The sequence below is a fragment of the Pantoea sp. Fr-CA_6 genome (assembly GCF_024520895.1).
Lineage (GTDB): Bacteria > Pseudomonadota > Gammaproteobacteria > Enterobacterales > Enterobacteriaceae > Pantoea > Pantoea agglomerans.
This window is the reverse complement of sequence record NZ_JALNPO010000009.1, coordinates 1-22871: the sequence shown is the minus strand read 5'-3', so window position 1 is coordinate 22871 and position 22871 is coordinate 1. Positions and strand designations below refer to the sequence as shown.

Genomic DNA, 22871 nt, shown 5'->3' with positions numbered 1-22871 from the left:
ATTTACCGGATATCACGCTGTGCGTACTTAAGGCGACATAATGATTTTAGCGTCAGGATCACACCGCCACGCTGCAGGGGCTAACGTGCCAGTCTCATCTGGGAACGGATAGCATCGGTTACAGTCACGCAGCCAGACGTTACCAGCAGCCTAAAAAAATGCGCCCTCGGGCGCATTTTCTGGCATCGGCACGATCAGTGCCTGTATCAACGACACTGGCTAGCGCTCTGTCAGTCAGGCATCGCCTCTGCCGGAATAATCGCGCCGCGATGCTGAATCACGGTGCTGGCAGTCAGGTGTCCGCGCTGCGCGGCGACCTCTGCAGAGGCGCCGGTCAGACGGCGAGCCAGATAACCGGCACTGAACGAATCACCGGCTGCGGTGGTATCGATCACTTTCTCTTTCGCCAGACGTACCGCAGGCACATCAATCAGCGGTGCGTCGCCGGTGACCACCAGGCAGGAGTCTGCACCGCGCTTAATCACGATTTCGCTGGCACCCGCCTGGCGGGTACGCGTGATAACGTCATCCAGCGGCTCTTCGCCCCAGAGCAGATGTTCATCATCCAGTGTCAGGAAGGCGATATCGGTGCAGTTGAGCATGGCGCGATAAGCGGCCTGCGTGCTGGCCCGATCGGCCCATAAACGCGGGCGGTAGTTGTTATCGAAAATCACCTTGCCGCCATTAGCCCGGCAGCGCGCCAGCAGCACCATCAGCTTTTCACGACTGGCAGGCGGCAGAATCGCCAGGCTGATGCCGCTAAGATAGAGATAATCGTAGTGCGACAGCTGTTCAGCTATCTCTGCTGATTGCGGACTGTCGAGCCAGTAACGCGCGGCGGCATCACTGCGCCAGTACCAGAAGGTGCGCTCACCGTCGGCATCGGTTTCAATGAAATACAGGCCCGGCATTTTATTATCGAGCCGCTGAATCAGGTCAGTATTGACCTTCTCCTGCTGCCAGGCCGCGATCATTTGATCGCTGAACGAATCCGTACCCAGCGCAGTGACATAATCGACCCGTAACTGCTGCTCATCAACCTGGCGAGCGAGATAAACGGCCGTATTGAGCGTATCGCCGCCAAAGCCACGTTTAATGTTCTCACCCTTTTCGGACAGCTCAATCATGCATTCGCCGATGATGGCGATTTTTTTCTGCGTCATGGTTTCAGACCTGTAGTGAAATATCGCCTTAGTCTCGCGTCTGGTATGGCAGACGTCAATGGTTTTAAAACGGTGTTTTAATTTACCTTTAAAGGCGGCCATTAGCTTTGGTCTCGGGGATAAACGCCGGGAATGTCGGCTTTTTTTACCGCTTATGCTAACGAAATGGCTGAGAAACCCCTTTTTCTGAATTGAATCATCTTACTATCCCGCTTCCCTGATGCTGTTGCCCGCGGTCTCGACTATCTTTAACGCAGACCGTGAATGTGCAAGGAGAAAGCGTAATGTCGCGTACCGGGAAAATAGTCAGCTGGGTAGCAGGAATTCTGGTGTTGTTGATCGTGGTGATTATCGTCGTCATCGCGACCTTTGACTGGAATCGCCTGAAGCCCACCATCAATCAAAAAGTTTCAACCGAGTTAAACCGCCCCTTTGCGATACGCGGGGATCTGGGTATCGACTGGGCACGAAATCGCGACGAAACAGGCTGGCGGCGCTGGGTGCCGTGGCCGCAGATCCATGCGGAAGATATCATGCTGGGGAATCCGCCTGACATTGCTGACGTCACCATGGTACATCTGCAGCGGGTCGATGCCACATTGTCACCGCTGTCGCTGCTGCACAAAGAACTGTTCATCCCGTGGATTAAATTGCAGCGGCCGGATGCGCGTCTGATCCAGACCGCGGATAAAAAGAACAACTGGACCTTTACCCTTGCCAATAGCGGCAAGGATGAGAAGAGTGCTGCGCCATCGGCCTGGTCATTCCGTCTGGATAATATTCTGTTCGATCAGGGCCAGATTCGTTATCGCGATGCCATTAACCGCGCAGATGTCACGGTGCAGGTTAATCCGCTGGGTAAACCGGTGCCGTATACGCAGATTGCCGGAGGCAATGACCAGCAGAAGGGCGCAGGCGACTTCGTCTTTGGCTGGCAGGCGAAGGGCACTTATAACAATGAGTCACTCAGCGGCGACGGTAAGATTGGCGGCATGCTGTCACTGCGCAGTCAGAACACCCCGTTCCCGATTCAGGCCGATCTGCGCAACGGCACCACCCGCGTTCAGGTGACCGGCGGTCTGCAGGATCCGATGAACCTCGGCGGGCTTAACGTGCGACTGCGCTTCTCGGGCGATACGCTGGCCAATCTCTATGGCCTGACCGGCGTCCTGCTGCCTGACACGCCACCTTATGAAACCGACGGCCATCTGATTGCAAAATTCAGCGGCGAAAAGGGCGCGGTCTACCGCTATGAGAAATTCAACGGACATATTGGCGACAGCGATATTCATGGCTCGCTGATCTACAGTCAGGTCAAACCCCGCCCGACACTCAGCGGCGAGCTGACCTCTGAGCAACTGCGCATGGCCGATCTGGGGCCGCTGATTGGGGTCGACTCTGGCAAAGGTAGTGAAAAAACGGCTCAGGCCAAAGCCCGGCGCGGGGAGAAATCGAATCAGCCCGCAGACCGCGTGCTGCCACACGATAAATTCGAAACCAAAAACTGGGACGTGATGGATGCCGACGTGAAGTTCAGCGGCAAACGGATCGAACACAGCAATTCACTGCCGTTAAGCGATCTCTATACCCATTTACAGCTCAAAAACGGTGATCTGCTGCTGGACCCGCTGCGCTTTGGTGTGGCGGGCGGCAATCTCAACAGCACTATCCGGCTGGAGGGCGATCACTCGCCGATGCGTGGCCGGGTTGATCTTCATGTCCGTAAGCTGCAGCTGCGTCAGCTCTTCCCGAATGTGGAGGCGATGAAGAACAGCCGTGGCCAGCTCAATGGCGATGCCAGCTTTACTGGCACCGGTAACTCCGTAGCCGATCTGCTGGCGACCAGCAACGGGCAACTTAAGCTGCTGATGAATGATGGTCTGATCAGCCGCAGCCTGATGGAAATTGCCGGACTCAACGTCGGTAACTACGTGGTGGGCAAACTGTTTGGCGATGACCAGGTGCGCATCAACTGCGCCGCCACCGATCTCAAACTGCAGAACGGTGTGGCGACGCCTAACCTGTTTGTGTTTGATACCGAGAACGCGATTATCAACGTGTCAGGCAACGCGAACTTCGCCAGTGAGCGGCTGGATCTGTCGGTGAATCCGGAGAGTAAGGGCGTCCGCATCGTAACGCTGCGCTCCCCGCTCTACGTGCGTGGCACCTTTAAAAATCCTGATGCGGGCGTGAAAACGGGGCCACTGCTGGCACGTGGTGCTGCTGCAGTGGCACTGGGCGCAGTAGTCGGCCCGGCGGCGGCGCTGCTGGCACTGATCTCTCCTAGTGATAACGAAGACAACCAGTGCAGCACCGTCCTGCAGCAGATGAAGCAGAAGAAGTAACTAGTTGCGATAGAGTACTTTGATAATGTGATAACCAAAGCCGGTCTTTACCGGCCCGTAAGGCGTCAGCAGCGGGCAGGTAAAGACCGCTTTATCAAAGGCCGGCACCATCTGTCCCTGCCGGAACTCGCCCAGATCGCCGCCATTCCGGCCGGAAGGACAGGTTGAGTGCTTCTTTGCCAGCAGCTGGAAATTGCCACCCTTCGCCAGTTTTGCCAGTATCTCTTTTGCCAGCGCTTCCTCTTTGACGAGGATGTGTAAAGCCGCCGCGGTTTTCGCCATGTTGGTATCTCGGTTGTGTATAATTGCCGCCCAGTATAAACCCCTTTCTTTCGATTCAATCAGGCGATTTCTCCTATGCGTTTAAACCCCAGCCAACAACGTGCCGTCGAATTTGTTACCGGTCCCTGTCTGGTGCTGGCGGGCGCGGGATCGGGCAAAACCCGCGTGATTACCAATAAAATCGCCCATCTGCTCCGTGAATGCGGCTATCAGGCGCGCCACATCGCCGCAGTGACCTTTACCAATAAAGCCTCGCGCGAAATGAAAGAGCGTGTGGCGCAGACGCTGGGCCGCAAAGAGGCGCGCGGCCTGCTGATCTCCACCTTCCATACGCTGGGGCTGGAGATCATCAAACGCGAAACCGCGGCGCTGGGCATGAAGTTAAACTTCTCGCTGTTCGACGATCAGGATCAGCTCGCCCTGCTGAAAGAGCTGACAAAAGAGTGGCTGGAAGAGGATAAGACGCTGCTACAGCAGCTCATCTCCACCATCTCGAACTGGAAAAATGATCTGATCGATCCGCAGGGCGCCGCCGCGCTGGCGCGATCACAGCAGGATAATATTTTTGCTCACTGCTACGCCCTCTACAGCCAGCATCTTAAGTCGTGCAACGTGCTCGATTTCGACGATTTGATTCTGCTGCCGACGCTGCTGCTGCAGCGTAATCAGGAGGTGCGTGAACGCTGGCAGCAGCGTATCCGCTATCTGCTGGTGGATGAGTATCAGGATACCAACACCAGCCAGTATGAACTGGTTAAGCTGCTGGTGGGCGCTCGGGCGCGCTTCACGGTGGTGGGCGATGATGATCAGTCTATCTACTCCTGGCGCGGCGCACGCCCGCAGAATCTGGTGCTGCTGAATCAGGATTTCCCGGCGCTGGAGGTGGTGAAGCTGGAGCAGAACTACCGCTCTTCGCAGCGCATACTGAAAGCGGCAAATATCCTGATTGCCAATAACCCGCACGTCTTTGAGAAGCGGCTCTTTTCGGAGCTCGGGCAGGGCAGCGAGCTGAAGGTGCTCACTGCCAACAGCGAAGAGCATGAAGCGGAGCGGGTCACCGGCGAGCTCATCGCGCATCACTTTATCAACCGGACGCAGTACAAAGATTACGCCATTCTTTATCGTGGTAACCATCAGTCCCGGACCTTTGAAAAGTTTCTGATGCAGAACCGCATCCCTTATCGCATCTCTGGCGGTACTTCGTTCTTCTCACGGCCCGAGATCAAAGATCTGCTCGCCTATCTGCGCGTGCTGACCAATCCTGAGGATGACAGCGCGTTTCTGCGCATCGTCAATACGCCGCGCCGTGAGATTGGCCCGGCTACGCTGCAGAAGCTCGGTGAGTGGGCCAACCTGCGCAGCAAGAGCCTGTTTAACGCCAGTTTTGATGTCGGTCTGGGGCAGACGCTGAGTGGCCGTGGTCTGGAGCATCTGCAGCGCTTCACCCACTGGCTGAATGAGATTATCCAGCTGACCGAACGTGAGCCGGTAAACGCAGTGCGTGATTTGATTCGCGGCATCGACTACGAAAGCTGGCTGTTCGAAACCTCCGGCAGCCCGAAAGCCGCAGAGATGCGGATGAAGAACGTCAACACGCTGTTTCAGTGGATGACAGAAATGCTGGAGGGCAGCGATATTGATGAGCCGATGACGCTGGCGCAGGTGGTGACGCGCTTTACCCTGCGCGACATGATGGAGCGCGGTGAAAGCGATGAAGAGCTGGATCAGGTGCAGCTGATGACGCTGCACGCCTCCAAAGGGCTGGAGTTCCCCTATGTGTTCCTGGTGGGCATGGAGGAGGGGCTGTTACCGCATCAGAGCAGTATCGATGAAAATAATATCGAAGAGGAGCGTCGCCTGGCCTACGTGGGGATCACACGGGCACAGAAAGAGCTGACCTTTACCCTGTGTCGCGAACGCCGGCAATATGGCGAATTAATCCGGCCGGAGCCGAGCCGTTTTCTGCTGGAACTGCCGCAGGACGATCTGCAATGGGAAACTGAGCGCAAAGTGGTCAGTGCGGAGGAGCGGATGAAAACCGGTCAGAGCCGGGTGGCCGGTCTGAGAGCGATGCTGGATAAGGCGAAAAAGAGTTAAACCAGTGCAGGAGGCGAAAGAGATTCGCCTCACGCGACGGCAATTACGACAGGGTTAATAACCAGTGGACGTAAGACTGATAATGGCTTTCCTGCTCCAGCAGCTCACTGCGCAACGGATGGGCCTCCAGCCAGCCCGCGGGCAGGGTCAGATGCAGGGCATCATCGTCTGCCTGTAGCCGCACCGCAGGCAGGGTGTCATCGCGACGGCGGGTGGAGAAAATAATCGCCAGCCGCAGCAGACGGCACATCCGTTCTGCCAGCCGCGGCGGCAGGGCGTTCTGCTGCGTCAGCAAAGCCAGATCGATGCTGCCGCTCTGGTTTTGCAGTAAACAGGCCAGTAGCTTCTTCTGTGCCGGTGTGAAACCAGGAAGATCGAGGTGACGCACCAGATACGCCGCATGCTGCGGCGCATGACGGAAGTCAACGCTCAGGCCGATTTCGTGGATCGCGCAGGCGCTGAGCAGCAACTCACGACAGCGCTGATCCAGCTTCCACAACGTGGAAACCTGACGGAAAAAGCTCTCCGCCAGCTGACGCACGCGATCCGCCTGCTCGACATCAATGCTGAAACGGCGCTGGACGTTATGCAGCGTACGGGTTCGGATATCCCGGTCGATGGGCAGATGCAGCATGCCGTAGACCAGTCCTTCACGCAGTGCGCCGCCCGCCAGCGTCATGCTATCGATACTGAGCTCCTGGAAGATGGCGATCAGAATCGACAGGCCGCTGGGGAACACCAGCGCCCGCTCCAGCGTCAGCCCTTCGATTTCCAGCTCTTCCAGTTTGCCGCACTGAATGGCGCGCTGCTTCAGCTGCTGCAGCTTATTCAGCGTGATGCGCTCATCCATGCCCTGCGCCACCATGATCTCCTGCAGCGCCTGAACCGTGCCTGAAGCACCAACACAGGCCTGCCAGCCCTGCTCACGCAGCTGCGCTGCAATGGGCTGGATCATCTCACGTGCCGCCAGCTCGGCCTGGTCAAAGTTCTCTTTTGCCAGATGACGATCGCTGAAGAATCGCTCCAGCCACGTCACACAGCCCATCGACAGACTGAACAACACCGACGCGTGCGATCCGTCGCCGGTGGCCAGCTCGGTGCTGCCGCCGCCGATATCGACCACTAAACGCTGGTCGGAACCGCCGGTGGTGTGGGCCACGCCCTGATAAATCAGGCGCGCCTCTTCTTCACCGCTGATGACGTTGATGGTACAGCCAAGGATCTGTTGGGCGGTGTCGAGGAAGGTCTGCGCATTGGCAGCCAGACGCAGCGTGGCGGTCGCCACCACGCGAATTTGATCGGGGGGAATATCCTGCAGTTGTTCAGAGAACAGTCTGAGGCAGTGCCAGCCCCGCGACATCGCGTCGGCTGACAACAGGTTATTTTTATCCAGACCGGCAGCAAGGCGAACCTTGCGCTTAATTTTTGCAACGGTCTGGATACTGCCAGAGACCTCGCGCACCACCAACATATGAAAGCTGTTAGACCCTAAATCAATCGCTGCATAAAGTGACGATGCGCTTAGCATGGTGGCCTTAACCTGAACGTTTACGGTTGTTGTTGCGTGGAGCACCGCGACGATTGGCGTTATTCCCTCCGCGACGCGGGCCATTGCCGGAACGGCTGCGTTGCAGACGCTTAGGCGGCGGTAAATCCGTTAACAACGCTTCGCTGCTGTACTTGCTGACCGGGATGCTGTGGCCGATGTACTCTTCAATCGAAGGCAGATTCAGCGCGTACTCTTCACAGGCCAGGCTGATTGAATGACCGCTGGCGCCTGCACGACCGGTACGGCCAATACGGTGAACGTAATCTTCACAGTCGTCTGGCAGATCGTAGTTAAAGACGTGGGTAACAGCCGGGATGTGCAGACCGCGAGCAGCCACGTCAGTGGCGACCAGAATATCCACATCACCTTTGGTGAAGTCATCCAGAATGCGCAGGCGCTTCTTCTGAGCAACGTCGCCGGTCAGCAGGCCGACACGGTGTCCATCGGCGGCCAGGTGGCCCCAGATATCTTCACAGCGGTGTTTGGTGTTGGCGAAAATAATGGCGCGATCGGGCCACTCTTCTTCCAGCAGGGTCTGCAACAGGCGCATTTTCTCTTCGTTAGACGGATAGAAAAGCTCTTCCTGAATGCGATGGCCGGTTTTCTGTTCCGGTTCCACTTCCACATATTCAGCACTGTTCATGTGCTCGAACGCCAGTTCACGGACGCGGTAGGAGAGGGTCGCCGAGAACAGCATGCTCAGACGCTGAGTGGCCGGCGGCATGCGACGGAACAGCCAGCGAATATCTTTAATAAAGCCGAGATCGAACATACGATCGGCTTCGTCCAGCACCATGACCTGAATAGCACCGAGGTTGACGTGATTCTGTTTCGCGTAGTCGATCAGGCGACCGGTGGTAGCCACCAGAATATCAACGCCCTGCTCCAGCACTTTCAGCTGTTTGTCATAACCGTCTCCGCCATAGGCGAGACCCAGTTTCAGGCCGGTTGAGGCGGTAAGGGGTTCTGCATCAGCATGAATCTGCACAGCAAGTTCACGCGTCGGCGCAAGAATTAATGCCCGTGGCTGGTTAACCTGACGACCTTCCGCCGCAGGATGAGAGAGAAGATGATGAAACGTTGACGTCAGAAACGCCATCGTTTTGCCGGTACCGGTTTGCGCCTGGCCTGCAACATCACGCCCTGAAAGCGTAAAAGGCAGAGCTAACGCCTGAATCGGCGTGCAGTATTGAAAGCCTTTAGTATCAAGGGCTTCCACCACTTTTGGGTGCAGGGCGAAGTCGGAAAACTTCTGTTCAGTTAAGTGTGTTTTGCTCATAGTGTGGTAGAATATCAGCTTACTATCGCTTTACGAAAGCGTATCCGATGAAATAAAGTCAACCAACATTGGTATATTTTACGCCAATTCGCCAGGCATAATCTTGTGGAGTAAAACATGAGCAGCGATAAAATCGTTCATCTGACTGATGACAGTTTCGACACCGACGTGCTGAAAGCCGACGGCGTTACACTGGTAGATTTCTGGGCTGAATGGTGCGGTCCTTGCAAAATGATCGCGCCAATCCTTGATGAAGTTGCAGAAGAGTATGATGGCAAACTGACCATCGCTAAGCTGAATATTGATGATAACCCAGGCACGGCACCGAAGTATGGCATTCGTGGTATCCCGACGCTGCTGCTGTTTAAAAATGGCGAAGTCGCCGCGACCAAAGTGGGCGCGCTGTCTAAAGGCCAGCTGAAAGAGTTCCTGAACGCCAATCTGGCGTAATTCAGGGCTGAATGTCCGGCAGTGGTGAATTTATCTCCTGCTGCTGGACGTTCGCTTTCAGGCGTGCTAATTTACCAGCACTGCATTACGAACTTACCTTGTAGTTAGCATCTAAAAGTTTTCCCTTGTTGAACCCTGTCGCCCTGTACCTTATAAAGATAGAACGGTTCAGCAATCTTACGGTTAGCTCCAACTCTGGCATCACATTCGGACATCTCCCTGCATACCGATCGCCATTCCATACGATGATCGTCAGGAAGAGCCGAAAAGAGCCATTAACGGCATGGATTAGTTGCCATACCATTCACGAAAAACATTCCGAGTATTACCCCGAGTTTAAGAACCCATCACTATGAATCTTACCGAATTAAAGAATACGCCGGTTGCTGAGCTGGTTACTCTCGGCGAAAATATGGGACTGGAAAACCAGGCTCGTATGCGCAAGCAGGACATTATCTTTTCAATCCTGAAGCAGCACGCGAAAAGCGGCGAAGACATCTTCGGTGATGGCGTGCTGGAGATCCTTCAGGATGGATTTGGATTCCTCCGTTCCGGAGACAGCTCCTACCTCGCCGGCCCTGATGATATCTACGTTTCCCCTAGTCAAATCCGCCGCTTCAACCTCCGCACTGGTGACACCATCTCTGGCAAAATCCGTCCACCGAAAGAGGGTGAACGTTATTTTGCGCTGCTGAAAGTTAACGAAGTTAACTACGACAAGCCGGAAAATGCGCGTAATAAGATTCTGTTCGAAAACCTCACGCCGCTGCACGCAAATAAACGTCTGCGTATGGAGCGGGGTAATGGCTCAACGGAAGATTTAACTGCTCGCGTACTGGATCTGGCATCGCCAATTGGTCGTGGCCAGCGTGGTCTGATTGTTGCACCACCGAAAGCCGGTAAAACCATGCTGCTGCAGAACATCGCGCAGAGCCTGGCGCACAACTATCCGGACTGTACCCTGATGGTACTGCTGATCGATGAGCGCCCGGAAGAAGTCACCGAGATGCAGCGTCTGGTGAAAGGCGAAGTTATCGCCTCAACCTTCGATGAGCCAGCTTCACGCCACGTTCAGGTTGCTGAAATGGTGATCGAGAAGGCCAAGCGTCTGGTTGAACACAAGAAAGATGTCATCATCCTGCTCGACTCCATTACACGTCTGGCACGTGCTTACAACACCGTGGTTCCTGCTTCAGGTAAAGTCCTGACCGGTGGTGTGGATGCCAACGCCCTGCATCGTCCAAAGCGTTTCTTTGGTGCTGCACGTAACGTGGAAGAGGGCGGTAGCCTGACCATCATCGCGACCGCGCTGGTTGATACCGGTTCGAAGATGGATGAAGTGATTTACGAAGAGTTTAAAGGTACCGGTAACATGGAACTGCATCTCGCCCGTAAAATCGCTGAAAAACGCGTCTTCCCGGCGATTGATTACAACCGCTCTGGTACGCGTAAAGAAGAGCTGCTCACCTCTCAGGAAGAGCTGCAGAAGATGTGGATCCTGCGTAAGATTATTCACCCGATGGGCGAAATCGACGCAATGGAATTCCTCATCAACAAGCTGGCGATGACCAAAACTAATGATGAATTCTTCGATATGATGAAGCGTTCTTAATCCGATACTGCCTGGCCGAACCACAGATTCGGCTTTTTTAGTCCAGATGCGCAGAAAATCGACCTCACGCCACGTCTCAACGTGGCGTTTTTCATTTGTGAGCTATAGGATTGAACACTGGCAGGAGCATTTATAATGACTGTGGTAGCGATGGCGAACTTTTGACCGTTCGTCTGTCTCTTTATGCAGAATTCGGAATCCGACACAGCGATAGGCGCGTTTTTTCGCGTATTGTTGTGCGGGATGTTAGCTGAGAGCGTTTAACGTGAATTTACTCACTATGAGTACTGAGCTTGGTTTAATTTTTCTCTTTTCCCTGGCTTTCCTCTTTTTTGCTCGAAAAGCAGCTAAAAAAATTGGTTTAGTTGATAAGCCTAACTCACGTAAACGCCATCATGGCGCGATTCCGTTGGTGGGCGGCATTTCTGTGTTCGCAGGTATCTGCTTCACGTTTGCCATTACCAACTACTATCTGCCTCACGCGCTGCTCTATCTGGGCTGCGCCGGTGTTCTGGTGCTGGTTGGCGCACTGGATGACCGTTTCGATATCAGCGTCAAAATTCGTGCGGTGGTGCAGGCCATTGTCGCGCTGGTGATGATGTTTGGCGCAAAACTCTATCTGCTTAGCCTGGGCTTTATCGTCGGCCCGTTCGAGCTTATCGTGGGGCCCTTTGGTTATGTGCTGACGCTGTTTGCCGTCTGGGCCGCGATCAACGCCTTTAATATGGTGGATGGGATCGATGGTCTGCTGGGCGGACTCTCCTCGGTCACTTTTGCCGCCATGGGGATTATCCTCTACTTCGACGGCCAGACCAGCCTCGCGATGTGGTGTTTTGCGATGATTGCCGCCACGCTGCCCTATATCCTGCTTAACCTCGGCTTCCTTGGCCGTCGCTTCAAAGTCTTTATGGGCGATGCCGGCAGCACCATGATCGGGTTCACCATTATCTGGATTCTGCTGGAAACGACGCAGGGTCTTAGCCATCCCATCACGCCCGTTACCGCACTGTGGCTTATTGCCATTCCTCTGATGGATATGGTGGCGATTATGTATCGTCGCCTGCGTAAAGGCATGAGTCCGTTCTCGGCTGACCGTCAGCACATCCATCATCTGATTATGCGTGCCGGCTTTACCTCCCGTCAGGCCTTTGTGCTGATTACCGTTGCGGCGGCCATTCTCGCCGGTATCGGTGTGCTGGGCGAATATCTGGCATTTATCCCGGAGTGGGTGATGCTGCTGCTATTCCTGGGCGCGTTTATGGTTTACGGCTACTGCCTCAAACATGCGTGGCGCGTGGCGCGACGTGTCCGCCGCATTAAGCGCCGTCTGAGCCATCATCGCGAAGCAAAAAACAAATTACCCTGAAAAGAGCTGATAAAGGATACCTCTGCCATGCCTTCTGACGTTGTGGACAACGAACTGGATATTCGCAGCTTTTGCTGCCGTTTATGGCGTGGCAAGCGCTGGATTATCGGGCTGGCGCTGCTGTTTGCTCTGGTCGCCTGGCTGGCCACGCTGCTGCTGAAACAGGTCTGGAGCACCACGGCGATCACCGATCGTCCGACGGTGAACATGCTGGGTTCTTACTATGCGCAGCAGCAATTCCTGACCAATCTGGATGTGCGCAACAACGCCTTAACCCTGGCCGCACCTTCACCTACGGTGATGGATCAGGTTTATCAGGAGTTCACCATGCAACTCGCCTCCTGGGATACACGTCGTGAGTTCTGGCAGCAAACGGATTATTACAAGAGTCGTAAAACCGGCAATGCGCATAATGATGCCGCGCTGCTCGACGATATGATCGGCAATATCCTGTTCACGCCCGCTGACGCGGCACATAACCTGCCCGATAACGTCAAACTCAAAGCGGAAACCGCTGGCGACGCCAATAATCTGCTGCGTCAGTACATCGCCTATGCCAGTGAGCGCGCCGCGCGTCATCTGAATGATGAGCTAAAAGGTGCCTGGCGGGCGCGTACCGACCAGTTGCAGGCGCAGGTGAAACGTCAGGAAGATGTGGCTAATGCGGTGTTTCAGCGCCAGCAGCATCGGCTGGAACAGGCGCTGAAAATCGCCAGCCAGCAGGGCATCAATGAGAAACAGACGCGTGAAGCGGGTGAAAATCTGGCAGACAGCGACCTGTTTCTGCTGGGCCAGCCCGTTTTACAGGGACAGCTGGATACGCTGCGCGCTACCGGTCCGGAGTTTGATATCAGCTATGATCAGAACAGAGCAATGCTGACCACGCTGCAGACCGGGCCAAAACTGAACAGCCAGTTCCAGACCTACCGTTATCTGCGTACGCCGGAAGAGCCGGTATCACGTGACAGTCCGCGACGTCTGTTCATGATGATTATGTGGGGTGCCATTGGGGCATTAACAGGCGCGGGAGTGGCGCTGGCACGTCGTCCGCGTCTGATGTCAGACACGCATGAGTGAGAGAAACAGTGTGAAAGTTCTGACGGTATTTGGTACTCGTCCCGAAGCGATCAAAATGGCACCGCTGGTTCAGGCGCTGGCGCAGGATCCCGCTTTCGAATCGCGACTGTGCGTCACCGCACAGCATCGCGAAATGCTCGATCAGGTGCTGCGCCTGTTCAAGCTGCAGCCGGACTATGATCTCAATATTATGCGTCCCGAGCAGGGGCTGACCGAGATCACCTGCCGCATTTTAGAGGGCATGAAAACCGTCCTGCTCGACTTCAAACCGGACATCGTGCTGGTGCATGGTGACACCACCACCACACTGGCGGCGAGCCTGGCGGCATTTTATCATCAGATTCCGGTCGGGCATGTGGAGGCCGGTCTGCGTACCGGCGATCTCGCCTCGCCATGGCCGGAAGAGGGTAACCGTAAACTTACCGGTCATCTTGCCCATCTGCATTTCACCCCCACCTCCCGATCGCGTCAGAATCTGTTGCAGGAAAATCTGCCCGATGCGCGCATTATCGTGACCGGCAATACGGTCATTGATGCGCTGCTGTGGGTTCGCGACAGGGTGCTGGATGACAGCAATCTGAATGCACAACTGGCGGCGCGCTATCCGTTTCTCGACCCGGATAAGAAACTGGTGCTGGTCACCGGACATCGTCGCGAAAGCTTTGGTGGCGGCTTTGAACGTATCTGCAGCGCGCTGGCGCAGATTGCCCGCCAGCATCCCGAGGCGCAGATTGTCTATCCGGTGCACCTTAACCCCAATGTCAGCGAGCCGGTAAACCGGATTCTCAGCGGCATTGAGAATATCATTCTGATTGAACCGCAGGAGTATCTGCCTTTTGTCTGGCTGATGAACCGCGCCTGGCTCATCCTCACTGACTCCGGTGGCATTCAGGAGGAAGCGCCTTCGCTGGGTAAACCGGTGCTGGTGATGCGTGACACCACCGAGCGGCCTGAAGCGGTCGACGCCGGCACCGTCAAACTGGTGGGGACCGATATCGCCCGAATCGTGGCGGAGGTCAGCAGCTTGCTGACTGACGACGCTGCCTGGCAGGCGATGAGCCACGCCCATAATCCGTATGGCGATGGCAAAGCCTGTGGTCGTATTTTACAAGCCTTAAAAGATAACCGAGCCAAATTATGAGTTTTGAAACCATCTCCGTGATTGGACTGGGATACATTGGGCTGCCGACGGCAGCCGTTTTTGCCTCAAAGGGAAAAAAAGTGGTGGGCGTGGATATCAACGCGCGCGCCGTTGAAACCATCAATCGTGGCGCGATCCATATCGTGGAACCCGATTTAGATCAGGTGGTGCATGCGGCTGTTACGCGTGGCGATCTGCGCGCCACCACGCAGCCGGAAGCCGCCGACGCTTTTCTTATCGCCGTACCGACCCCTTTTAAAGATGAGCATCAGCCCGATCTGCGCTTTGTGAAAGCCGCGGCGGAGTCGATTGCGCCGGTACTGAAAAAGGGCGACCTGGTGATTCTGGAGTCGACCTCACCGGTGGGCAGCACCGAACAGATGGCCGACTGGCTGGCGGCGGCGCGTCCCGACCTGCGCTTTCCTCAGCACGGTGATACGCCCGATATTTTTGTGGCCTACTGTCCGGAGCGCGTGCTGCCTGGTCAGGTGATGGTTGAGCTGATTAACAACGACCGGGTGATTGGCGGCATGACGCCAGCCTGTTCCGCCCGCGCCAGCGAGCTTTATCGGCTGTTTTTAAAAGGCGAATGCGTTGAAACCAACGCCCGAACCGCCGAGATGTGTAAGCTGACAGAAAACAGCTTCCGTGACGTGAATATCGCCTTTGCCAATGAGCTGTCGCTGATTTGTGCCGATCAGGGGATTAACGTCTGGGAGCTGATTGCGCTGGCGAATCGCCATCCGCGCGTCAACATTCTGCAGCCGGGCCCAGGCGTCGGCGGTCACTGTATCGCCGTCGATCCCTGGTTCATCGTGGCGCAGAATCCTGAATTAGCCCGCCTGATCCGCACCGCGCGTGAGGTCAATGACGCCAAGCCTCAGTGGGTGCTGGACCAGGTGAAAACCGCGCTGGCGGACTGCCTGACACAGACCGGCAAGCGCGCCAGCGATATCACCATCGCCTGCTTTGGCCTGGCCTTTAAACCCAATATTGACGACCTGCGCGAAAGCCCGGCGGTGGGCGTGGCACAGAAAATTGCAGAGTGGCACAGCGGCACCACCTGGGTGGTTGAACCCCATATTGAGCAGCTTGCTGACGCACTGGCCGACAAAGCCGTGCTGGTCTCTGCCGGGCAGGCGCTGGAACAGGCCGATATTCTGGTGATGCTGGTCGATCACCGCGCCTTCCGCGCCATTGATGGCGCCAGCGTTCAGCAGAACTGGATTGTCGACACCAAAGGTGTGTGGCGATGAGGCGTTTTCTGATCACGGGCGGTGCCGGGTTTATCGGTTCTGCACTGGTGCGCTTTACCGTATAAACGGCTTACATGTGTGGGTGCCTGGCGTAACAGCTGGCTGAGTGATGACCAGCTGCGGGCCGCGGGTGAAGCGCTGACAAAAACCGGCTACGGCCAATACCTGCTGGATTTATTACATGCCCGTCCACGTCAATATTAATCCCCTTAACTGGGAGAGCGCATTCTTCGGTGTTGATACCGTGCGGCTGGAGCCGCAAGGTGACATCCCGCTGGAACAGGCGCTGCGTCATCCCTGTGCGCTGATGCAGATGAAAGTCGCTGCCAGCGAGACGGCGCTGATTGATACGCTGCAGCAGCATCAGTTCCGGCTGGCAGAAGGCGAAGCAGATCTGACGCTGGCGCTGAAACAGACTGAACGGCAGGCGGGAATTCGCATTGCGCGCGAAGCCCAGATCCCGCTACTGCGCGATGCTGCCTCACAGCTCTTCAGCCAGAGTCGTTTTCGCGCGCCCTGGTATGCGCCGGACGCCAGCGGACGCTTCTATGCGCAGTGGATTGAAAATGCGGTACGCGGGGCGTTTGACGATCAGTGTCTGGTGGCAAGCGATGCCGCGGGTCAGCTGCAGGGATTTGTTTCGCTGCGCGCGGTGGATGGCGATGCCCGCATTGGCCTGCTGGGCGTACTGCCCGACGCGCAGGGCCAGGGGCTGGGTCAGCGACTGATGCTGGCGGCGGCAGACTGGGCGCGGGTACGACAGCTGGCTCAGCTTCGGGTTGCTACCCAGCTCAGCAATCTCACGGCGATGCGCCTCTATTTACGCAGCGGTGCCCGGCTCGACAGCACCGCGTACTGGTTTTACAGGAAAGGTCATGATTCCATTTAATGCGCCCCCGATTGTGGGCACAGAAATTGAGTATATGCAGTCGGCGATGAACAGCGGCAAGCTGTGCGGCGATGGTGGATTTACCCGTCGCTGTCAGCAGTGGATGGAGCAGCGTTTTGGCAGCAAAAAAGTGCTGCTGACCCCCTCCTGTACCGCTTCGCTGGAGATGGCGGCGCTGTTAATCGATCTGCAGCCCGGCGATGAAGTGATTATGCCGAGCTACACCTTTGTCTCTACCGCCAACGCCTTTGTGCTGCGCGGCGCCCGCATTGTGTTTGTCGATGTGCGCCCGGACACCATGAACATTGATGAAACGCTGATCGAAGCGGCCATCACTGAAAAAACCCGCGCCATTGTGCCGGTGCATTACGCAGGCGTGGCCTGTGAAATGGACACCATTATGGCGCTGGCGGCAAAGCATAAGCTGTTTGTGATTGAAGATGCGGCGCAGGGCGTGATGTCACGCTACAAAGGTCGTGCGCTCGGCACCATCGGTCATATTGGCTGCTTCAGTTTCCACGAAACCAAGAACTACACCGCCGGCGGCGAAGGTGGCGCGACGCTCATTAACGACGCCAGCCTGGTCGAGCGCGCCGAGATCGTGCGGGAAAAAGGCACCAACCGCAGCCAGTTCTTCCGGGGTCAGGTCGATAAATACACCTGGCGCGATATGGGATCGAGCTATCTGATGGCCGATCTGCAGGCAGCCTATCTCTGGGCGCAGCTGGAAGCCGCTGAACGTATTAACCAGCAGCGGTTACGCATCTGGCAGCGTTATTACGATGCGCTGCAGCCGCTGGCGGCTCAGGGACGCATCAGCCTGCCGGTGATCCCCGCCAGCTGTGAACACAATGCGCATATGTTCTACATCAAACTGCGCGATCAGGACGATCGTCAGGCGCTGATAAACTGGATGAAAGAAGCCGAGATACTCACGGTGTTTCACTATATTCCGCTGCACAGTTCGCCCGCCGGTGAGCGGTTCTCGCAGTTTGTCGGCGACGATCGCTTTACCACGCGGGAAAGTGAACGCCTGCTGCGTCTGCCGCTGTTTTATAACCTGTCGGATAACAATCAGAGCACGGTTATCAGCTCACTGCTGAGCTTCTTTTCCTGATGTCATTAGCCAGAGCCTCAGTGTGGACCGCATCGTCCACGCTGGTAAAAATTGTGGCCGGCCTGCTGGTCGTCAAACTGCTGGCGGTCAGCTTCGGACCCGAGGGTGTCGGCCAGGCGGGGAACTTCCGTCAGTTGATCACCGTGCTGGGCGTGCTGGCGGGCGCAGGCATCTTTAATGGCGTCACCACCTATGTGGCGCAGTATCAGCAGCAGCCCGAGCAATTGCGGGCGATGGTGGGCACGGCATCAACCATGGTGCTGGGTTTTTCCGGTATGCTGGCGCTGCTGTTTCTGCTGGCGGCGGCACCCATCAGTATCGCGCTGTTTGGTCACGACCGTTATCAGGGCGTCATCCGCGTGGTGGCCTTTCTTCAGCTCGGCATCGCCTGGGCCAACTTTACCCTGGCGCTGCTGAAGGGCTATCGCGACGCGCGCGGTAATGCGCTGGCGCTGATTCTCGGCAGCCTGATTGGCGTGGCGGGCTATCTGCTCTGCTGGTGGCTGGGCGGCTATCAGGGCGCGCTGACGGGTCTGGCGCTGGTGCCGGCTTTGCTGCTGCTGCCTGCACTCCTGATGCTGAAACGCCGTGCGCCGCTGCCGCTTAGCTGGCTGCGACCGCAATGGCATCCTGAGCTGGCCCGTAATCTGGCAAAATATACCCTGATGGCGCTGATCACCGCCGTGACCCTGCCGGTCGCATGGGTGCTGATGCGTAATCTGCTGGCGGAGCAGCAGGGCTGGGCACAGGTCGGATTGTGGCAGGGCGTCACCAGCATTTCCGATGCCTATCTGCAATTTATTACCGCGACGTTTAGCGTCTGGCTGCTGCCGACGCTGGCGCGGCTGGATAACAAACGCGACATCGCGCGCGAGATTGGCCGTGCACTGCGCTTTGTCCTGCCCGCCGTAGCGGTTGCCAGCCTGGGTGTCTGGGTACTGCGCGATTTCGCCATCAGCCTGCTGTTCTCTGAAGCGTTTCGCGGGATGCGCGATCTCTTTGTCTGGCAGCTGTGCGGCGATGTTTTTAAGGTCGGCGCCTATGTTTTCGGATATCTGGTTATCGCCAAAGCCTCGCTGCGCTTTTATGTTCTGACTGAGATCAGCCAGTTCCTGTTGCTGACCCTGTTTTCACGCTGGTTGATCCCGTTACATGGCGCGACGGGTGCGGCGCAGGCCTATATGTTTACCTATATGGCTTACTTTGCCCTGTGTTGTGGCGCTTTTATTGTTTACTGCCGGAAAAAATGACTTTAATTCACGTTTTGGGATCGGACATTCCCCACCACAATCTTACGGTGCTGCGCTTTTTCAACGACGTACTCAGCGTTGAGCAGCCTGCGGCTGCGCCACGCCATTTTATGGTGGTGACGCAGCAGCCCGAGAGCCTGGCGCCGTTCAGTGCGTTGCAGATCGAGTGCTTTACCAGCAAGAAAGCGCTGGCGCAGGCGGTACTGCAGCGCGCCAGAAATCGTCAGCAGCGTTTTTTCTGCCACGGACAGTTTAACCCGTGGATCTGGCTGGCGTTACTCAGCGGTAAGCTGCGTCGTTCACAGCTGTTCTGGCACGTCTGGGGCGCCGATCTTTATGAAGATTCGCGCAGCCTGAAGTTCCGTCTGTTCTATCTGGTCCGCCGGATAGCGCAGGGGCGGGTTGCACAGGTTTTTGCGACCCGGGGCGACCTGCATCACTATCAGCAGCGCCATCGGCGCGTACCCGGTTCACTGCTCTATTTTCCCACCAGAATGCCCGCCGCAGCCGTTGAATCTGTCCCGTCGGAGCCTTTTACGCTGTTGCTGGGCAACTCGGGCGATCCGAGTAACCGACACATCGAAGGCTTAAAAGCGATTCACGCGCAGTTTGGCGAGCAGGTGCGTATCGAGGTCCCTTTGGGCTATCCGCCAGGTAATGAGGCTTATATCAGCCAGATTCAGGCCGCTGCCGATGCGCTGTTCCCAAACGGTCAGGTGAATCTGATGCGTGAAAACCTGGCGTTTGATGATTACTTAGCCCTGCTGGCGCGCTGCCATGTCGGCTATTTTATGTTTGAACGTCAGCAAGGGGTGGGAACACTCTGCCTGCTGATTCAGGCCAACGTGCCGTTTGTCCTGACCCGCAAAAATCCATTCTGGCGTGATGTGGCAGAGCAGCAGCTTCCGGTATTGTTCAGCGAAGATACGCTGTCGCCTGCGGTGATCGCCGAGGCACGTCGTCAGCTGATGAGCTGTGATAAACAGGCTATCGCCTTTTTTGCGCCGGGTTATCTGGCGGGCTGGCGAGCCGCGTTACAGCTCAGCGAAGGGGAGTTGTCATGAGTCTTATGCAGTTTGGCGGCCTGCTGGTGGTCTATCTGCTGTCGCTGGTTTTTATTCTGACCCTGACCTGGCGGGAGTTTAAGCGCGTCCGTTTTAACTTTCATCTGTTCTTCACGCTGCTGTTCTTACTGACCTTTTACTTCGGCTTCCCGCTGACCTCCGTGCTGGTGTTTCGCTTTAATGTTGAAGTGGTGCCGGTTGAGAACCTGCTGGAGGCGCTGCTGTCGGCCACGGCGTTTTACGCCATTTATTACGTCAGCTATAAAGTGCGGCTGAAACCCGCCAGCGCGTCTCCGGCGAAGCCCTGGCTGCAGATGAATCGCGTCGAAACCCATCTGACCTGCGTGATACTGGCGCTGGTGGCGCTGGGTACCGTGACGGTGTTCTTCATTCATAACGGTTTTCTGCTGTTCCGCCTGACTGCCTATAACCAGATTTTCTCCAGTGAAGTGTCGGGTGTAGCGCTTAAGCGCTTCTTCTATTTCTTTATTCCGGCGATGCTGATCCCCTACTTTTTGAGCCCGACGCGCCGCAACTGGCTGCTGTTCCTGGTGGTGACCGTTGCCTTTGGTTTACTGACCTACGCGCTGGTGGGTGGTACCCGCGCCAATATCATTATTGCGTTTGCCCTGTTCCTGTTTATCGGGATTACCCGTGGCTGGATCACTTTGTGGATGCTGGCAACGGCGGGCGTGCTGGCGATTGCAGGAATGTTCTGGCTGGCACTGCGCCGCTATAACCTCGACGTTATGGGCGATGAAGCGTTTTATACTTTCCTCTATCTGACGCGTGATACCTTCTCGCCGTGGGAGAATCTCGCCTTGCTGCTGGATAACTACGCCAGAATTGAGTTTCAGGGGCTGGCACCGCTGTGGCGTGATTTCTACGTTTTCATTCCGACCTGGCTCTGGCCGGATCGGCCGCTGGCAGTGTTAAACAGTGCTAACTACTTCACCTGGGAAGTGCTGAACAACCATTCTGGCCTGGCGATTTCACCCACGCTGATAGGGTCGCTGGTGGTGATGGGCGGCGTCTGGGCGATTCCGATCGGTGCGGTCGCGGTAGGGATGATTATAAAAGCCTTTGATGCAATCTATCAGCGTGGCTGTCTTGAGACCAACCGTTACACCGGCGCCATCCTGCAAAGCTTCTGTTTTGGCGCGGTCTTTAACATGATCGTGCTGGCACGCGAAGGCCTTGATGCGTTCGGTTCACGCGTGGTGTTTTTCTGCATCATTTTTGCTGCCTGTCTGGGCATGGCTAAATTACTTTTCTGGTTACTGGATCGCGCAGGTTTGATTCGCGACCGCAGCAGGCGGGTGTTGCACAGCCCGCTCTGAGTAGCCTCTGGGATTGACGGAAGATATGACAAAGTTAACTGAGACGCCGCAGTACCGGATTCGCGGCGTTGAGTTGTATGGCTTCGAAAACATGCCGTCGGCGGTGAATTTTCTGATGCCGCCGCACAGCGTACGCAGCGGTATTTTAGTGGCGATTAATGCGGAGAAGATCCTGACCGCTGAGCGGGATGAGGGATTACGCACGCTGTTAGCGCAGGCGGAGTATGCGTACGCCGATGGCATCAGCATTGTGCGCTCGATTCGTAAAAAGTATCCACACGCGTCGGTGCAGCGCATTGCGGGTGCTGATTTATGGGAAGCGCTGATGGAACGCGCCGGGCGGGAAGGGACGCCTGTATTTCTTATCGGCGGTCGTCAGCAGGTGCTGGATGAAACCTGCGATAAGCTACGTCGTCAGTGGAATGTGAATGTTGTCGGGGCGCAGGACGGCTATTTTGCGCCAGCCGATCAGGATGCGCTGTTTGCCCGGATTGCGGCCAGCGGCGCGAAGCTGGTGACTGTAGCGCTGGGGTCGCCCCGTCAGGAGCTATTGATGCTGGCGTGCCGTGCGCACTGGCCTGATGCGCTCTATATGGGCGTGGGTGGAACGTACGATGTTTTCACCGGCCATGTGAAGCGAGCGCCGGAGATCTGGCAGCGGTTGGGGCTGGAGTGGCTCTATCGTCTGATTCGGCAGCCTGGCCGCCTGCGCCGGCAATTAAAACTGCTTAAATATTTGCGCTATCACTGGCGTGGCGATCTCTGATATTGCTGATAAATGCCGCATTTTTACGCGTTGTGAGAGAGGAAATGCACTATTTGTCGACAAAATGCACAAAGCGTAATCAAACGCGTCTTTTTATTTAAAAAGCACTAGACACGATGGGCGCTTATCTCTAGTATGCACATCCGCAACGGCGCTACGCGCCCGTAGCTCAGCTGGATAGAGCGCTGCCCTCCGGAGGCAGAGGTCTCAGGTTCGAATCCTGTCGGGCGCGCCATATCGTTTGTGCGCATGAGCTTCGGTGGTTGATTTACCGCGGTTGGCAGTAGAGATTTAAATGCTGCAGGTTTTTAACTTGTGACATTAAGTATTGTGGTGGCTATAGCTCAGTTGGTAGAGCCCTGGATTGTGATTCCAGTTGTCGTGGGTTCGAGTCCCATTAGCCACCCCAGATTTTGCTGGGAAACGCGAAGGTGGCGGAATTGGTAGACGCGCTAGCTTCAGGTGTTAGTGTCTTAACGGACGTGAGGGTTCAAGTCCCTCTCTTCGCACCAGGCAAAACAGTTAAAAAAATCGGCGAGTAGCGCAGCTTGGTAGCGCAACTGGTTTGGGACCAGTGGGTCGGAGGTTCGAATCCTCTCTCGCCGACCATTTTAGAAACCTGTCTGAAAAGACAGGTTTTTTTTCGTCTGCAGAAAAGAGGATGAGGACCTCCGAAGGAGGTTTGAGCCGAGCGTAGCGAGACAACGTTGCTTCAGCAACGGCCCGAAGGGCGCTGCTCGCAGAGCAGAGTAATCCTCTCTCGCCGACCATTTTAGAAACCTGTCTGAAAAGACAGGTTTTTTTTCGTCTGCAGAAAAGAGGATGAGG

At 56.1% G+C, this 22871-nt stretch carries 18 protein-coding genes, 4 tRNA genes, 1 other RNA gene and 1 pseudogene; 20 read left to right on the top strand and 4 right to left on the bottom strand.

Annotated elements, in window-relative coordinates; all coding sequences use genetic code 11:
- Positions 1-230: 230 nt before the first annotated feature.
- Positions 231-1163 (bottom strand): sugar kinase, encoded by a 933-nt coding sequence (locus NR201_RS16005; protein WP_111534717.1) that lies wholly within the window; start codon positions 1161-1163, stop codon positions 231-233.
- Positions 1164-1447: 284 nt separating this feature from the next.
- On the opposite strand from NR201_RS16005, the gene NR201_RS16000 reads away from it, so the two are divergent.
- Positions 1448-3508: an AsmA family protein gene (locus NR201_RS16000; RefSeq protein WP_122459508.1), complete on the top strand. Its 2061-nt coding sequence runs from the start codon at positions 1448-1450 to the stop codon at positions 3506-3508.
- Here the strand turns inward: NR201_RS16000 and ppiC are convergent, their stop codons facing one another.
- Complete coding sequence (gene ppiC, locus NR201_RS15995) at positions 3509-3790, bottom strand: peptidylprolyl isomerase PpiC (protein ID WP_033759445.1); 282 nt, start codon at positions 3788-3790, stop codon at positions 3509-3511.
- Positions 3791-3865: 75 nt separating this feature from the next.
- Here ppiC and rep point away from each other — a divergent pair, with 75 nt between their 5' ends.
- Positions 3866-5887, top strand: a complete 2022-nt coding sequence (gene rep / locus NR201_RS15990) for a DNA helicase Rep (RefSeq protein ID WP_256849959.1) — start codon at positions 3866-3868, stop codon at positions 5885-5887.
- A 43-nt stretch (positions 5888-5930) separates the two neighbouring features.
- Here rep and gppA read toward each other — a convergent pair whose 3' ends face one another.
- Entirely contained in the window at positions 5931-7415 is a 1485-nt protein-coding gene (gene gppA / locus NR201_RS15985; RefSeq protein WP_033759447.1) for a guanosine-5'-triphosphate,3'-diphosphate diphosphatase, read from the bottom strand.
- 7 nt (positions 7416-7422) lie between these two features.
- Positions 7423-8715, bottom strand: a complete 1293-nt coding sequence (gene rhlB / locus NR201_RS15980) for an ATP-dependent RNA helicase RhlB (RefSeq protein ID WP_022624852.1) — start codon at positions 8713-8715, stop codon at positions 7423-7425.
- A 117-nt stretch (positions 8716-8832) separates the two neighbouring features.
- Between rhlB and trxA the strand changes: the two genes are divergently transcribed.
- From trxA to NR201_RS15895, 18 genes and pseudogenes are all read left to right on the top strand, one after another.
- A complete protein-coding gene (trxA, locus tag NR201_RS15975; RefSeq protein WP_003851963.1) occupies positions 8833-9165 on the top strand; it encodes a thioredoxin TrxA in 333 nt (110 codons plus the stop codon).
- A gap of 352 nt (positions 9166-9517) precedes the next feature.
- Entirely contained in the window at positions 9518-10777 is a 1260-nt protein-coding gene (gene rho, locus NR201_RS15970; protein WP_010257369.1) for a transcription termination factor Rho, read from the top strand.
- Positions 10778-11057: 280 nt separating this feature from the next.
- Entirely contained in the window at positions 11058-12143 is a 1086-nt protein-coding gene (gene wecA / locus NR201_RS15965; protein WP_022624853.1) for a UDP-N-acetylglucosamine--undecaprenyl-phosphate N-acetylglucosaminephosphotransferase, read from the top strand.
- Positions 12144-12170: 27 nt separating this feature from the next.
- Positions 12171-13220 (top strand): ECA polysaccharide chain length modulation protein, encoded by a 1050-nt coding sequence (gene wzzE / locus NR201_RS15960; RefSeq protein ID WP_010257365.1) that lies wholly within the window; start codon positions 12171-12173, stop codon positions 13218-13220.
- Positions 13221-13230: 10 nt separating this feature from the next.
- On the top strand, positions 13231-14361 hold the full coding sequence (gene wecB, locus NR201_RS15955; RefSeq protein WP_256849986.1) for a non-hydrolyzing UDP-N-acetylglucosamine 2-epimerase: 1131 nt from the start codon (positions 13231-13233) through the stop codon (positions 14359-14361).
- Entirely contained in the window at positions 14358-15617 is a 1260-nt protein-coding gene (wecC, locus tag NR201_RS15950; protein WP_010257361.1) for a UDP-N-acetyl-D-mannosamine dehydrogenase, read from the top strand. Before wecB ends, wecC begins: the two co-directional genes overlap by 4 nt.
- 84 nt (positions 15618-15701) lie before the next feature.
- Positions 15702-15821: pseudogene (locus tag NR201_RS22755) on the top strand (glucose-1-phosphate thymidylyltransferase 2 RmlA2); the annotation flags it as partial.
- The gene (rffC, locus tag NR201_RS15945) at positions 15799-16506 is read left to right on the top strand and encodes a dTDP-4-amino-4,6-dideoxy-D-galactose acyltransferase (protein WP_033780851.1); all 708 of its coding nucleotides are present in this window, start codon (positions 15799-15801) and stop codon (positions 16504-16506) included. The pseudogene NR201_RS22755 and the gene rffC, both read left to right, overlap by 23 nt.
- The gene (gene rffA, locus NR201_RS15940) at positions 16493-17623 is read left to right on the top strand and encodes a dTDP-4-amino-4,6-dideoxygalactose transaminase (RefSeq protein WP_010671668.1); all 1131 of its coding nucleotides are present in this window, start codon (positions 16493-16495) and stop codon (positions 17621-17623) included. The genes rffC and rffA overlap by 14 nt, the downstream gene beginning before the upstream one ends.
- Positions 17623-18873: a lipid III flippase WzxE gene (gene wzxE, locus NR201_RS15935; protein ID WP_163799629.1), complete on the top strand. Its 1251-nt coding sequence runs from the start codon at positions 17623-17625 to the stop codon at positions 18871-18873. The genes rffA and wzxE overlap by 1 nt, the downstream gene beginning before the upstream one ends.
- A complete protein-coding gene (locus NR201_RS15930; protein ID WP_062759457.1) occupies positions 18870-19937 on the top strand; it encodes a TDP-N-acetylfucosamine:lipid II N-acetylfucosaminyltransferase in 1068 nt (355 codons plus the stop codon). Before wzxE ends, NR201_RS15930 begins: the two co-directional genes overlap by 4 nt.
- Positions 19934-21277: an ECA oligosaccharide polymerase gene (gene wzyE / locus NR201_RS15925; RefSeq protein WP_033767575.1), complete on the top strand. Its 1344-nt coding sequence runs from the start codon at positions 19934-19936 to the stop codon at positions 21275-21277. Before NR201_RS15930 ends, wzyE begins: the two co-directional genes overlap by 4 nt.
- A 25-nt stretch (positions 21278-21302) precedes the next feature.
- Positions 21303-22043 (top strand): lipopolysaccharide N-acetylmannosaminouronosyltransferase, encoded by a 741-nt coding sequence (gene wecG, locus NR201_RS15920; RefSeq protein ID WP_256849958.1) that lies wholly within the window; start codon positions 21303-21305, stop codon positions 22041-22043.
- Positions 22044-22201: 158 nt separating this feature from the next.
- Positions 22202-22278, top strand: a tRNA-Arg gene (locus NR201_RS15915).
- A gap of 98 nt (positions 22279-22376) precedes the next feature.
- A tRNA-His gene (locus NR201_RS15910) sits at positions 22377-22452 on the top strand.
- A gap of 16 nt (positions 22453-22468) precedes the next feature.
- Positions 22469-22555 (top strand) — tRNA-Leu (locus tag NR201_RS15905).
- 20 nt (positions 22556-22575) lie between these two features.
- A tRNA-Pro gene (locus NR201_RS15900) sits at positions 22576-22652 on the top strand.
- A 31-nt stretch (positions 22653-22683) separates the two neighbouring features.
- A non-coding RNA gene (locus NR201_RS15895) (RtT sRNA) lies at positions 22684-22813 on the top strand.
- Positions 22814-22871 lie beyond the last annotated feature (58 nt).

Excerpts from the sequence above, each read along its gene's own strand:
- NR201_RS16005 (WP_111534717.1), bottom strand. The coding sequence starts at position 1,163 with ATGACGCAGAAAAAAATCGCCATCATCGGCGAATGCATGATTGAGCTG.
- NR201_RS16000 (WP_122459508.1), top strand. The coding sequence starts at position 1,448 with ATGTCGCGTACCGGGAAAATAGTCAGCTGGGTAGCAGGAATTCTGGTG.
- ppiC (WP_033759445.1), bottom strand. The coding sequence starts at position 3,790 with ATGGCGAAAACCGCGGCGGCTTTACACATCCTCGTCAAAGAGGAAGCG.
- rep (WP_256849959.1), top strand. The coding sequence starts at position 3,866 with ATGCGTTTAAACCCCAGCCAACAACGTGCCGTCGAATTTGTTACCGGT.
- gppA (WP_033759447.1), bottom strand. The coding sequence starts at position 7,415 with ATGCTAAGCGCATCGTCACTTTATGCAGCGATTGATTTAGGGTCTAAC.
- rhlB (WP_022624852.1), bottom strand. The coding sequence starts at position 8,715 with ATGAGCAAAACACACTTAACTGAACAGAAGTTTTCCGACTTCGCCCTG.
- trxA (WP_003851963.1), top strand. The coding sequence starts at position 8,833 with ATGAGCAGCGATAAAATCGTTCATCTGACTGATGACAGTTTCGACACC.
- rho (WP_010257369.1), top strand. The coding sequence starts at position 9,518 with ATGAATCTTACCGAATTAAAGAATACGCCGGTTGCTGAGCTGGTTACT.
- wecA (WP_022624853.1), top strand. The coding sequence starts at position 11,058 with ATGAGTACTGAGCTTGGTTTAATTTTTCTCTTTTCCCTGGCTTTCCTC.
- wzzE (WP_010257365.1), top strand. The coding sequence starts at position 12,171 with ATGCCTTCTGACGTTGTGGACAACGAACTGGATATTCGCAGCTTTTGC.
- wecC (WP_010257361.1), top strand. The coding sequence starts at position 14,358 with ATGAGTTTTGAAACCATCTCCGTGATTGGACTGGGATACATTGGGCTG.
- rffC (WP_033780851.1), top strand. The coding sequence starts at position 15,799 with ATGCCCGTCCACGTCAATATTAATCCCCTTAACTGGGAGAGCGCATTC.
- rffA (WP_010671668.1), top strand. The coding sequence starts at position 16,493 with ATGATTCCATTTAATGCGCCCCCGATTGTGGGCACAGAAATTGAGTAT.
- wzxE (WP_163799629.1), top strand. The coding sequence starts at position 17,623 with ATGTCATTAGCCAGAGCCTCAGTGTGGACCGCATCGTCCACGCTGGTA.
- NR201_RS15930 (WP_062759457.1), top strand. The coding sequence starts at position 18,870 with ATGACTTTAATTCACGTTTTGGGATCGGACATTCCCCACCACAATCTT.
- wzyE (WP_033767575.1), top strand. The coding sequence starts at position 19,934 with ATGAGTCTTATGCAGTTTGGCGGCCTGCTGGTGGTCTATCTGCTGTCG.
- wecG (WP_256849958.1), top strand. The coding sequence starts at position 21,303 with ATGACAAAGTTAACTGAGACGCCGCAGTACCGGATTCGCGGCGTTGAG.